Source organism: Pseudoalteromonas ostreae (assembly GCF_018069805.1).
GTDB classification, from domain to species: domain Bacteria; phylum Pseudomonadota; class Gammaproteobacteria; order Enterobacterales; family Alteromonadaceae; genus Pseudoalteromonas; species Pseudoalteromonas ostreae.
On the sequence record NZ_JAGPYN010000006.1, the window covers coordinates 119,680 to 132,478 of the forward strand.

Consider the following 12,799-nt stretch of genomic DNA (forward strand, 5'->3'; position numbering starts at 1 on the left):
GAAGGCCTAACCCAGCAATCTATTTCAGGGAGATGCGGGCTCTTTTACGGTAGTTGCTAAATCGATATTTGGGTCAGTAATACGCGCCAAAATAAGCCAGAGCTTATCAAGTGGAAATTGGTTACTGAGTTGTTGATATTGTCCTGGTATCAGCTGCTGATCTTTTTGCTGTGCAACCACGAATGAAAATACATAATAACCTTCAAGGCCCATTCTTAAATCACTCATAATTACTTGCTCATCTTGTTGATACACCCCATAAAGTCCTTTGGTAAAGTTTTGCAGTAAGGTTATCTGCTTAGCACCATCAAGCTTTGCTAGTAGCGTATTTTCGCTAGGGTAAAATTGCATATCAACGTTGTCTGCGTCATCAAACACAGAGGCATAAATCTCATAATGCCCAAACTCGGTAACGGCCACAGCCCGCCACAACAAAGTATTAAATGGCGTTGGTGTACTTTCAAAGTGCTTAAATATGATATTTTGGGTATTTAGTGCCTGATGAATTTTATCTTCGATATGCCATTTAGCCGTCAACCCCCAAGCTAAATAAAGCGAACTGACGATTAACGCAGCAGTATTTATACGCTGTGCGTAAGGCCGCATACGTGCCAAGCAAAGCGCTATACAAGAGAGTAACAATGGCAATGTATACACAGGATCAATTATAAATATGCTCGATATACCAAAAGGGTAAGTCGTCAAAGGCCACAGCAATTGTGTGCCATAAACGGTAAAACTATCGAGCAATGAATGAGTACTTAAAATTAAAAATAAAGCAACAGACCAGCGCCGCAACGATACATCTTTTGCCCAATCCATTTTAAGTAAAAGCCAGGCAAACAAGGGGCTCATTAACAACTGCACAAGAAAAGAATGACTAAAACTGCGATGTTGAACAAAGTTTTCAACATCGCCACCAAAATTAATGAGCACATCTAAATCAGGTAACGTGCCAAACGCCGCACCAACCAATAGCGATTTTCGGCCAAGCTTATTGCCTAATACTGAATAAGCAACTGCGCTACCAAGTACAACTTGTGTGAGTGAATCCAATGAAAGCCTCTTTTCAAAATCGGTTAAAATACCTAGTTATATTGTGCTGCTGATCCGATTAGGTACTTAATCAAATTTTGCTAAAATACCTAAATCAACATAATTGCTAAATTCGGGCTTAGTTAAATGCCCACCCGCAGAGATCGTTTCTGATAATTGCGTATAAGTTGCTTTATCCGTTGCATTACCTGCATAACCAAACAATAAGAGTTCTAACTGCTCTAGTTTTACTGCTCCTTCAGGCTCTGGGAAAACATCACCAAAAGATAAATCTGGTATTTGGCCTCGAATACCACCATTAACCTCCCATTCAAAACGACTTTCTTGGGTACCACCAACTAAAAAGTTAAAAACCCATAGCGAGCGACCAAATCGGCTATCCGCATTGCTAAAGTCGTATTCTAAATTCGAATTATTCGCAAATTGAAGTAAGCTAGTGGCAAGCCCCTCTGAAATAGCAGGTAAATCAGTTAGGGTATAACTGCCGTCACCATTAACGCTATTTCGAGCATAGCTAAAAAAATCTACATCAACATTATCTACATTACGCGACTCACTCTGATTTCGAACATAAAAGTTATGTTCAGTTACTGATGGGAATATATAAAGCGGATCAAAGCCGGAACTACCTGTTGAGTGAACATATCGGTATTTATGCTCTGCAAGAAAATAACCCCGCGTACCGGCATACGAGTGATACTGCGAATTGCTTGGTAATACTTCTACTCCTTGGTGGCTAAAATCAGACTCTTTTAACTTAACTGTATATGAGTCTTGAGGTATATCCAGCACTGCGGCTTTCACATCTAAACCATTATTAGCCACAGCCATAAAGTAGAGCTTCTTATCAGCAGGGCACACGGAAACCCTATCGGTTAAAGTCGTGCCATAACTTGTTTGCAAACTGTAGTCATTGCCAATGTTACCTAGTTCAAATGTATCTAGTTCGTAAGTTTCACAGCCACAATCAGCTTTATAACTATAAAAGTCGAACTTACCTAAATTAGTTCGGTCTTGAATATCAAGTTCACTTTTTATCAAAGTATACTCTTCAAAATCATATTCTATTTCGTCAGCCAACACCGAAATATGCATAGTGCCTGCGGGCACAGCATCAGAGTATATGCCTTGCTCATTAGTTTTAGCAGAGCCTAATGATTCACCATTTTTATCATGAAACACAACATCAGCTTGGTATGGATATTCTATACCACACTGATATGAATAAGCTTGCAAAGAAATAGTTTGTGTTTTTTGTACTGCAACACCATTATCAGTCGTTTGATTACTTGAGTTTCTGTTCTTGTCACTAGAGGAGCCGCCACATGCAGTTAAAACTATAGATATAGCCGTTACCACAGATAATAAAAGGTACTGCTTCATTATTCATCCATTAAAGTTTTTTATTTCAGAGTGCTATTATCCCTAGTTATACTTAATTAAAGCAACACAAATGTAAAATTATTGTATTCTTTTATGTTATTACTTACACTAATTAATGAAAAAAACTCATCAACAACCCTACCACACCTTTAAACCACACCAATTAATCCTTTTAGCGATAAGTTTGATGAGCTTACCAAAAGGCCGTGAAATATTGAAATGAATAAAAACTTGCTAATACAATACTTGGAAAACTTAGTAGCGTGTAAAGTGATGGGTCAGGAAAAATGCAAGGCCTGAACCCATAAATTATCGCCACAGAATATTATTGCCCTTGGGCAAACTTTAACATTCGCGTTTGATCCGTTAATTCAATATCGATGAGCTCAAATGGCGCTTTGGCTGTTTTAGCGACAGAAAATGGCATCATAAATTGAGCTTGATTATCTATCTGCTTGGCAACTTCTACCGTAGCCAATTTTACCCGCTCCCCTTTGCTCCCCTTTCCGGTCAGTGTCGCGCGAATAGCGAAGCGGCCAGAATCGGTCACTTGTACCGGAACCTCTGCTTGGTACTGGCTGTTCCCTAAATATGCAATTTTGGCAGTATCCATAGTAATGGTTTGCGCACTGTGTACAAAAGGCATTTTTATAGAGCGCTTTACAATTAGCCCATTTATTTTCGTTTTAACATTTGCCTCAAGCTCATAATACCCTTTCGCTGCACCAATGGTTTCAAGCGGGTAAGTAAATACTGCCTCACCGTTTTCATAACCCACATCAAGTTGCTCGCCATCAGGAGCAAATAACGTTAGTTGAACATCGTTATCCTTAAAGCGCTTTTGCCCCATACTAAGCTGCATGTTTAAACGTTGTTGATGCTGTTTTAATTTAAACTGGCTTTTGGCATGTAGCGCATTGCGCGAGCCTTTTTCAATAACGTGCACTAAATAGGTGTCATTGTCATTGAGGGCCTGCCTTGTTTTGATCATTGCATTACCGTTGACTTGGCCTAACTTAAGCCCAATGCTACCATCACTAAATCCAGCATTTTGCATTTGCTCACGTGCCGCAGCTTGCATTGGCAGCTGTTTAAAATTTGCATCGCGCACTGAGAGCTTGTCGAGCTGTAATCCATGAGGCTTAAACACTTCGCCACTATCAAAGCGCGCTTTTGGCGCGATACGAATAAAGTTATCAGCTTGATTAACAAATACTGGCACGCCGTGTTTTAACTCTTTTCCTGAAACATGCTGCCAATATTCGACACTGTCTTTTTCAAGTGTTTGTAATTGCGAAACAGGCGCAGACTGCACTTGTGGAAATTGGTACACCGTTTGCCCATTCGCATTCGCCGCTGTGCTTACAAGCATCATAGCAACACATAGTTTGGTTAACTTTTTGATCATTGTCTGGCTCCTAAATTTGATTTTTAAGCATGTCTGGTAAGCCAAAGCAATTGCGGCGACTTTGCTGGTGACTTAAGGGTTCACCGCCTTGGGTGCGTGATTTATCTGTAAACCACACTACCCCCGCTAACGACTGAGAGCTGCAATTTAAGAAGCCATCTGAACAACTATCTAACCAATTTTGCGTAACTTCAAGTGCCACTTGGTTTTGATATCCACCGCAATAGCTATCGCTGTCCCATACTGCTGAATCAACGTCACTACCCACAACGCTTTCAAAGCGAGATGGTAAACTTGGCCTGTTCGGTGTGCCATTGAGCCACTGCGCGTTATACGACGCCATCCAAGATACTTGCTGTTGCTTCACTGCATCATTGCCATAACCGAGCAGCCAGCCCAAAGTTTGCTCAAAAGTGTTGCCTGCAACGACCGCATCAGCGAGCGGAGTACCACCACTAGAAGGCGCCAGTGCGATTGTGCGCGTCACTTTATTAATAATATTAGGAAAGCGGCTATCCCATGTCGGGTTTGACAAAATCCAACGCACAACATTACCGCCGTTAGAATGGGTGATCAGTGTTAACTCAGTAATATTTCTATTATTGATAAATGTGGTGAGTTGCTCGGCTAAGCAACCAACAGCGCCGTCAGCCCACATGTATTGCTCAAAATCACAATTAATAACCGTGTAGTTATTGGTGTTAGGTAAACCTTGGCGCACAGTATCAACAAAGCTACCCGTCCAATAATCATTATATGCATCACTTTGCTGGCCAGTACCGTGTACAAATGCGATCCCTTGCGCAGCAAAAGCGCCTTGACTCAAGCCCGCCGCCAAGGCTAAAGCAGGCATCAATGAGGGTATTTTTATTTTCATATGTGTTCCTATTCATTGTAGTTATATCTATCAGATTAAAGGTGTGACCTCCGATCAGAAAATAGACCAAAAACAAACAAACGCAACAAATAATTTACATAAAAGCAACCTTTACGTGCTATTTTCAACCTTTCCATTGATTTTATTGTTAAATAAGAATTAAACAATGGCAATGTAAACCTTCTTAATTATCACCTTTAGTCTAGGCGCTGTTTCAACATTGCAACTCGTTATTGATACTGAGCAAGAGCGTATACTCAATTCAGATGCTAAGATTAGTAAGCAGATTATTTTAGATTTTATCAAAAAAAGCTTCTGCACTGAAAATATACAGACTAAATTCCCTTCTTACCGAAATCCAAAACTGATCTATTTCAATACAATAGATAGATAGATAGATAGATAGATAGATAGATAGATAGATAGATAGATAGATAGATAGATAGATAGAGCCTATGCTAATCGTAAAGCACAAAATAAAGCTCATGATCTAATTCCTTGGGATGATGATTTTCATTATGCAGCAGATAAAGACTGTAGTGCTTTAAAGAGAGCAATAAAATAAATACACAGTTTTATTAAAAAACTAACGAACAATGAACCTCTCGCTACATAGCTGAATTAACCAATTTGGTAGCGGGTATTTGGCATATACTGTATTTAAAAAGTTCTCCCATGCTTTGCCTTTGAGTTGTTCAATTTCACTCTCAGAGACCAACCCTCTATATAGCTGGGCAAAATCTTTTAAAAACTGTATATCACGACGTCGACTATTTTTGGCGTACCCTTTACCTGCGTAATGAATAAAGTCAGCATCTAAATAGCCCTCTTTACCAAACATATCCATTCGGTTAAAAGCTTTGTCAAATGAGCTATGTGCGATGCCATTTTTATGGAGTGTATAATTGAAATAGCTCTGATCATAATGCGTTATTTTATTACAAACCTTGTGCAAATCATCGAGCGTAGTCTTTTTAAAAAGAGCACATTGGTTAGATGTTAAAATGATACCTGCATTATAATAAACTGGTCGGTTACTCTTATGCGGCCAATCGACTTTACCAAGTGCATCGCATACCATAGCGACATCTTGCTCGCGTTCTTGAATCACACCTTCATCAAACCAATAAGCAGTTTGCAAATCGTTATAAAGGTCAAAAACATTTCTAGCATGCGGTGTAATTAAAACATCAGCGTCTACGTAGAGCACTCTGTCATATGTTTCGAGCAACTCACCGATTCTCAACTTCTCTGTCCACGCAGGGCTTGCATTGTATATTGGGTTTTCGATCTTTATCGGATAGTGCAATCGGTCAGATATTATTAAATCTGCCCCCACTTTTTCGGCGTAATGCTTAAAACTCAAAATTGCGGCTTGATACATTGGGTTATCGCCAATGGCAAGGGTAAATATGGCTTTTTTCATGCGTTGTCTCAATATCCTTTAGTTAGCCATTTATTTTATCCTAAAGCACCCCAGAATTGGACTCCTAGATTCAAATTGTAAGTGCATAACTTGTTTTGGCTAGATTAAGTGGTCAGTTGCTCATAAGCTAACTGCTTTTTCTCCGGCAAGAGATTTTACAATGAGACATTACAAACAACTGACCTATGAGCAACGATGCCAGATCGCTGTTCTAAAGAAAAGCGGTTTTACGCAACAAAGTATTGCTGAGCTAACTAATTTATCGCAATCTACGATTTCAAGAGAGCTTTCTAGAAATATAGGCAAGCGAGGTTACAGATACAAACAAGCTCATGAGCGGGCTTTGTCTCGCCGAAGAAGTGCAAGAAAACCGCTTAAGATGACACTTGAAATGATGGCTTTAATTACCCAGAAGCTTAATGAGAAGTGGAGCCCTGAACAAATAACGGGATGGTTGCGCAAGGAAAATGAACAATCTGTCAGTCATGAATGCATTTATCTATATATCTGGGAAAATAAAAAAGCAGGTGGTGAGTTATACCTACATCTACGCCGACACGGTAAGAAATATCACAAGCGCAGTTATGGTAAGACAAACCGAGGGCAAATAAAAAATCGCGTTAGCATTGAAGAACGTCCACAAATAGTTGATGAGAAAGGCCGTATCGGAGATTGGGAAATAGATACCGTCATAGGTAAAGGTCATCGAGGCGCCCTTGTTACCATTGTGGAGCGGGTCACTCAATTCACTGTATCAACTCAGGTGGCAGGCAAAACAGTAGAATCCGTCACTGCGGCGACGATAGAACTATTAAGGCCATATAGATCACGTTATTACTCGTAACAATCTTTACTAGACTTAACCCCTTTATGCCAGTCTCCATCGATACAGTGGCGCATTTCATGTTGCTATGCCCATCCAGCTAGCAGCGCTATGCGGATGGGCATTTTTCCAATTAAATTATTCTTGTGTATGAACCTGCGCCATTATAGATTAGTGATGCTACTAACCCTCTCCCTTTCGGTGCAGAGTTGGCTGGGTACACGTTAATTGCTGTCAAAGCTACTGTTCCTGTTGGTCTGTCGTTGATTATGTCTATACGCTGCCCAGCGCCTTCAGCACCTGCGGGATTCTTCAGTTCTGTTATTGTGATTGCCGCTACGCCTGTTTCTCCATTAGGTGTTAATGGTTGACAACGTACAAAGATATGCGGCTCGTCAGTTGATTTTAAATCAACTACTCGCTCAGCATTTGCCCAGTCCACGCTATTTGCAGTGTTTATACTGTGTAATGCCATGTTGTGGGCGTTTCTGCAAACGGTACTGGTTGTGAGTGCTGCTTTTGTATTAACGTAATACAACCCCTCTTTAGTCTGTGTTGACATAGTGTAGAAAAGCTCTTGGACGTCGTCTCTCATCAACTCATGAGCATTCTTACTATGGAGCATCAGCCCGCCTACACTTAAATAGTTATGCTTCAGGCCTTCAGTGTAATCAATCGGCCCTTGGTTAGGTACTTTCCCGTGTAACTTACTAGAGACAAAAAGTTCTCCGAAGCTGTAGAACTGCTGCGTTTTACTGTTGTCTAGGAATAATCCTGCGGCTGTTACTTGATTCCTCGCTGTTTCATTTTGAGATCTGTCTACTTCTAAATTGAACGGGTACACGTGCAATGCATTTGAGTCGGCTTGCATAGTTAAATTGTCCCCCCCAAAATCAGAGTTGATTAGCTTGACAAATGCTCTCAGAAATATCGGATTTTGATCTGACCACGAACTTTCAGTTACTGAACCATTTGATGATTTGTTTACAATGGTTAGGTTGCTGTACTCACAAGTTGTGTTGCGTAGCATCAACGCTTCTGTGTATATTTTTGATTCGAACGTAACGTTATCTAGCACTACAGTAAACCTATGAGATGCTAAGTCTTTCTGTATGTTAGACAATGACTTCATACCTCGTTTATGGCCTTTAGATGTACAGTTACGAAGTGTTACTTTTCTGTTGTGCCCAATTAGTACTGATGCGCTTTCTCCGTCGAAGTTCTGCCAGCCCGCATCACTATTGCCCACTGTGTGACAGTTCTCATACATGGTATTACTTGCTCTGTTAGCAAACCCAGCACCTAAAGAGTGAAGTGATTGACAATTACTAAAGATTAAAGATTCCCCACTGGCGTGTGTATCAAATGGTGTTATACAGAATGTACCTATTCCACTAATCACGTTATCTTTTGCCTCGCCGTAGCAGTCGGGAGTAGTTCCTAGTCCTCCGTGTGTAGTTGTGTAACCATGACGAACTCTTGTACAGTATATTAAGTATTTTGAGTTCACTGAATTCTTGTCTACTAGTCCGTAACCAAATTTAGTGCGACTTTGATTGATGTTTCTTAGGTTGTACGATTTGAGCGTCAGGTCTGCTTCTATGTTACCTGCACTAACCAATGTTTGGTAGTTACCCTCACTCACTACGACTTCACCAGTAGGTCTTACGTAGTTTCTTATGTAAACGAGTGAGCCGCCAGCGCCTGAGTCGTCGACATTACGCAGCCGTAAGTCCACGTGGCATTCATCGTCTCCGTATATAAAAAGCTTATCATAGGTCAGGTTCTGTAATTCTCTGTCTAGCCACACCACGTTCCCTAATACGTAAGACACTATACCTACTTCGCCTATCTTGGCTGGTAGTTTAATCCAGGGGTAGAGCTCTTTTCGGGCTAACTTTATGTAATCACCTGCAACTAGGCCGTGGTTCTCATTAGAAAATGTTACCTTAGCAGCTGATAACCCAGCGATTACAGTTCCTGGTAAGTATGGGTCCCCTGGTAAGTAAGAGTTAATAATGCTTGTTATGCCTACGTAGGATTCTTCTACGTTGGCGTTAAATTCGAAACCGCCATCTTTGAATGTTACTTGGCAACCTTCCACTACGCGTATGTTTACTGTTCCTGTTGTACGGACAGTGCTTGGGAACTCAATGTCTCTGTGGAACTCTAACGTTGCTTTTGCATTTCTTGCTATTTCCAACGCGTTCTCCGCGCGTTGTACTAGACCTGGCGCACCTGTGTACAAGCCTAGTTCGTGCGCTAATACCACGTTACCTGAACCAGCTACTTGGCCTCTGTACTCTTTAGTTCTTACACCGGCTGCGGATACTTCTTCCTCTGTTGTGCTGTAGTCTTCCCAAGCTACTTGAAATTTTGCTTTTACCCAGTTACTGTCGGGCGTTGATCCCTCTGACACAGCGTGTGGTAGGGCACCTTGGTACTGCCACATTGTATTTGTTGAGTCCAACATAACATCGTCGTGAGAAGTTATTTCGTGGCCTTTCGAAAAGAACCCGTAGTTACCGCTTAAATTGTTTGCTATTAGCACCGCCTCAATTATTCTTGCTTGTTTTTCGTCTTTTACCGCGGATGCTATAGCCTCAGTTGTTAAGTTGTACTTGGACCAATCTATGTCGTCGGCGGTGGGGGAAGCCTCCTTGACTTTTTCGGCTATTGCTTGTGGTGTTATCTGATAAGCACTCCAATCTATAGCGGCAGCGGGGTGGGCCCCCTCATGATTTCGCCCCTCTAGATCGTTATGCCTCCCTGAAAATGAGACGTCACTAAATCCACTTAAATCTTTGTAATGATTAAAGGCTTTTTTAAAATTAAATGGTGTGACCAGCGTTTCGTTATTATTGCCCTCACACATTTGTTCCAACGTGGCTACTTTTCTTGTGACAGACAACGCCTCAGGCAGAGTTTGAACCGTGGTTTGGGTACCGTCAGGATGATTAAACGTAACCGTGCCTTGTTTTGTTTGCCAGTCTTGCATAGTTGCAAAGTTTTCATTAACAAGTGCTTGAGCGTCTTTTAGCGATTGAATCGCAGCCGCAAAATTACCCGTTGTCGGAATAGCAATGCAGGGCTGGTTATTTTGGGGGCCATAAGCCCAACTTTTAAGTAATTCAATGCATTGTTGGCCGTCACTGCTAATATAACCACGAGTGATTTCAACAATCTGGTTATTGAGAACTAAAAAGTCTCGAGGGTTTATATTTTCAATGCTTTCGCCACTATTAATGGTTACGACTTTTGAGCTATTGGTAACGCTAGCTTGTTTGGCTGTGAATGCTGCCATTATCAATCCTCTTTTTTTACCAAGGTAAATGACGTATGAAATCTACCTTGGTTTTTAAATTTGTTTGTATATAAAAATCGATTCATATTGTTAGGCCGGAAAAATGGTTTTAGACTGCATCAAGCGCATGATTGTGGTTGTACCATTGACCAGCTTAACCTCGCTTGTTTCGCGAGTACCATATGAATAAACCCACTGTATTTTTACGGATACACGCGCAAATGCGGAGGGTCACGCAAATGCGGAGGGTCAGGTCTTGCTTCTTGCCAAGACCAAGCACCAACCTCAAATTTAACACCCTTCCCCCATCATCACGCCCTGAAAATAAGCTATTGATGAGTAATGTCGCGCATGGCAGGATTTTGTTCCCGACTAATCCTAAGTACCCGCAAATGCGGAGGGTCATCCAAAATGCGGAGGGTCAGGTCTTGCTTCTTGCCAAGACCAAGCACCAACCTCAAATTTAACACCCTTCCCCCATCATCACGCCCTGAAAATAAGCAATAGATGAGTAATGTCGCGCATGGCAGGATTTTGTTCCCGACAAACCCTAAGTACCTACATCCATGTTGGCAATGCGCGATAAAGCGAAACTAGGCCATGGGTGAAAAGCGCAGCTTTGAACGAGAGGCCATAGATGGCCGAACTGGGGAGCGTACAGGGATGTGAAAGTTGGCCTACCCTCGCCGTTTACGTTCACATCAATTCTGTTTTGAAGGATTAAGCGTGATGCTCGGGTGGAAAACATTCGCGGCTAAAGCCAGCTCCTACGGAGAGTTCAGGGAAGGATCAGCTGCAGCCCTTCTTTGGTTGCCGCCATTACAATCTGACAAAAAACCTTGAATAAGGTTTCTAATGTAGGTCGTGGATTTATCCCGAAAATATATATGTAAAGTTAGCAGTAAGAACCATCAGCCAAGGTGATACAACTTTTTGGGCTTAAGCTCAACCAACAAATCACACGCGCCAGCAAGCTTAGCGCCTACGGTGGTTAATCTTTCGCGGCTAAAGCCATCTCCTACAACAATATTTACCCTCGGTGCAGCGCGAAGCGCCACTTTGACCTCTGTGGTGAAATTCACTTATCGCCCTAAGAACGACCACACACCAGTAGGGTTTCGTTGCACTCAATCCAACCTACGCCACTTGCGTTGTAAGGCGAAAGTTAAGTGCTTTTATCGCTTGAAAAAAGTTTCGCAACGAGTTTTGGTTTTACCATTCACTGCCTTATACAAGCTTTCACGGTTTAATCCTGTTGCCTTAGCAATATCGCTCACGCCATGCTTTTTCACCAAAGATCTGAAAGAGGTCACCCATAAGAAGCTTCCGATCATGCTGACGACTGTGTTTTCTTGATCTCTGTATTCAAAAACCAAGTATTGCTACTTTTCAAACTCATTAATGATTTTGAAATATTTAATCCTCCCACCTTGAATTTACCTAAAAAGTGAACTTAATTAAAAAAGTAATGGAACTTCATCAAAAGGATTTTGCAATGACTAAACTCATCATTATTGCTTGGTTACTTTTTTGTTCGCACGCTTACGCGACGAATATTTTTCAGCTTAACCCAGAATCTAAAAATACAGATTTAGCCGATATTCAACCAAACCATCAACCATGGAATGCCAGCTCAATTTATGTAGCCGGTGATGTTGTGACTCACAACAACAGCTTATTTATTGCCGCTTTTTGGGTTAAAGGCATTGAACCGATAGAAAACCAACCCCATTGGGATGGTTGGATTTGGCTACAAAATACTGTGATAGAAAAATGGCAAGCAAACAAAGTGTATCAAGGTGGCAACCTTGTAAAACACGGAGCCGACTACTACCTTGCCCGCTACTGGAATGAGAATAACGAACCTAAACCCCACAGTAGTTGGCAAAAAATTAAAGATTTATTTTACCAAACCCCAGATTTACCACCTGAACACCCTGACGACTATAAAACGCTGGACGGAGTTGATCAAAATGACAACGGTATCCGTGATGATTATGAGCGCTATGTGTATGAAAAGTTTGATTCCCCACAGCTCATCACCTTTAGTTTAGGCGCCGCTTCAACATTACAACTCGTTATTGATATTGAGCAAGGGCGCATACCAAACTTAGATACTGAGATTAGTAAACAGATTATTTTGGATATGATCAACATAAGCTACTGTGTTCGATATTTACAAAATTCACACCCACACTTTAGAGAACCCGAAGTTTTATACTTTAATACGATAGATAGAGCTTACGCTAACCGGAAAAGCCAAAATAAAATTAGTGACTATATTGCTTGGGATGACGGTTTTCATCGAAGTGCTGATCAAGACTGCAATATCCTTAAGAAGGACATAAAATGAAAGCTATATATATTTTACTCTTACTTATATTTCCAGTTTTGGCGAATGGTAATTATCAAGCACAAGATCGGTACTGCTCTAAAAACATTAATAAAGCATAAACCACGGGCTTGTTATAGCGCAGGGCGTAAGCACTGCCAAAAACAGGACAGACATTGGTACTAAACGA

Annotated in this window: 9 protein-coding genes and 1 pseudogene; 2 read left to right on the forward strand and 8 right to left on the reverse strand. The window is 41.2% G+C overall.

The window, feature by feature from the left end; genetic code table 11:
• Window positions 1-24: 24 nt before the first annotated feature.
• The 5 genes from J7338_RS06700 to J7338_RS06720 all read right to left on the reverse strand — a co-directional run bounded on the left by J7338_RS06700 (window position 25) and on the right by J7338_RS06720 (window position 6,150).
• A complete protein-coding gene (locus J7338_RS06700) occupies window positions 25-1,056 on the reverse strand; it encodes a metal-dependent hydrolase (protein WP_210796315.1) in 1,032 nt (343 codons plus the stop codon).
• Window positions 1,057-1,122: 66 nt separating this feature from the next.
• Window positions 1,123-2,439 (reverse strand): hypothetical protein, encoded by a 1,317-nt coding sequence (locus J7338_RS06705; protein WP_210796316.1) that lies wholly within the window; start codon window positions 2,437-2,439, stop codon window positions 1,123-1,125.
• Between the two features lie 325 nt (window positions 2,440-2,764).
• Window positions 2,765-3,847, reverse strand: a complete 1,083-nt coding sequence (locus J7338_RS06710) for a DUF4785 domain-containing protein (RefSeq protein ID WP_210796317.1) — start codon at window positions 3,845-3,847, stop codon at window positions 2,765-2,767.
• A 10-nt stretch (window positions 3,848-3,857) separates the two neighbouring features.
• Complete coding sequence (locus tag J7338_RS06715) at window positions 3,858-4,718, reverse strand: lipase family protein (RefSeq protein ID WP_415837809.1); 861 nt, start codon at window positions 4,716-4,718, stop codon at window positions 3,858-3,860.
• A 592-nt stretch (window positions 4,719-5,310) separates the two neighbouring features.
• The gene (locus J7338_RS06720; RefSeq protein WP_210796318.1) at window positions 5,311-6,150 is read right to left on the reverse strand and encodes a glycosyltransferase family protein; all 840 of its coding nucleotides are present in this window, start codon (window positions 6,148-6,150) and stop codon (window positions 5,311-5,313) included.
• A 160-nt stretch (window positions 6,151-6,310) separates the two neighbouring features.
• Between J7338_RS06720 and J7338_RS06725 the strand changes: the two are divergent.
• A pseudogene (locus J7338_RS06725) lies at window positions 6,311-6,991 on the forward strand (IS30 family transposase); the annotation flags it as partial.
• Between the two features lie 115 nt (window positions 6,992-7,106).
• Here J7338_RS06725 and J7338_RS06730 read toward each other — a convergent pair.
• The 3 genes from J7338_RS06730 to J7338_RS21040 all read right to left on the reverse strand — a co-directional run bounded on the left by J7338_RS06730 (window position 7,107) and on the right by J7338_RS21040 (window position 11,611).
• Complete coding sequence (locus J7338_RS06730; protein WP_210796319.1) at window positions 7,107-10,277, reverse strand: hypothetical protein; 3,171 nt, start codon at window positions 10,275-10,277, stop codon at window positions 7,107-7,109.
• A gap of 911 nt (window positions 10,278-11,188) precedes the next feature.
• The gene (locus J7338_RS06735; RefSeq protein ID WP_210796320.1) at window positions 11,189-11,359 is read right to left on the reverse strand and encodes a hypothetical protein; all 171 of its coding nucleotides are present in this window, start codon (window positions 11,357-11,359) and stop codon (window positions 11,189-11,191) included.
• 93 nt (window positions 11,360-11,452) lie between these two features.
• Complete coding sequence (locus J7338_RS21040) at window positions 11,453-11,611, reverse strand: helix-turn-helix domain-containing transcriptional regulator (protein ID WP_338052506.1); 159 nt, start codon at window positions 11,609-11,611, stop codon at window positions 11,453-11,455.
• Window positions 11,612-11,772: 161 nt separating this feature from the next.
• Between J7338_RS21040 and J7338_RS06740 the strand changes: the two genes are divergently transcribed.
• Window positions 11,773-12,630 (forward strand): chitodextrinase, encoded by an 858-nt coding sequence (locus tag J7338_RS06740; protein WP_210796321.1) that lies wholly within the window; start codon window positions 11,773-11,775, stop codon window positions 12,628-12,630.
• Window positions 12,631-12,799: the final 169 nt, after the last annotated feature.

Bases quoted from the DNA above. Each gene is read 5' to 3' on its own strand.
- J7338_RS06705 (WP_210796316.1), bottom strand. From the start codon at position 2,439: ATGAAGCAGTACCTTTTATTATCTGTGGTAACGGCTATATCTATAGTT.
- J7338_RS06710 (WP_210796317.1), bottom strand. From the start codon at position 3,847: ATGATCAAAAAGTTAACCAAACTATGTGTTGCTATGATGCTTGTAAGC.
- J7338_RS06720 (WP_210796318.1), bottom strand. From the start codon at position 6,150: ATGAAAAAAGCCATATTTACCCTTGCCATTGGCGATAACCCAATGTAT.
- J7338_RS06730 (WP_210796319.1), bottom strand. From the start codon at position 10,277: ATGGCAGCATTCACAGCCAAACAAGCTAGCGTTACCAATAGCTCAAAA.
- J7338_RS21040 (WP_338052506.1), bottom strand. From the start codon at position 11,611: ATGATCGGAAGCTTCTTATGGGTGACCTCTTTCAGATCTTTGGTGAAA.
- J7338_RS06740 (WP_210796321.1), top strand. From the start codon at position 11,773: ATGACTAAACTCATCATTATTGCTTGGTTACTTTTTTGTTCGCACGCT.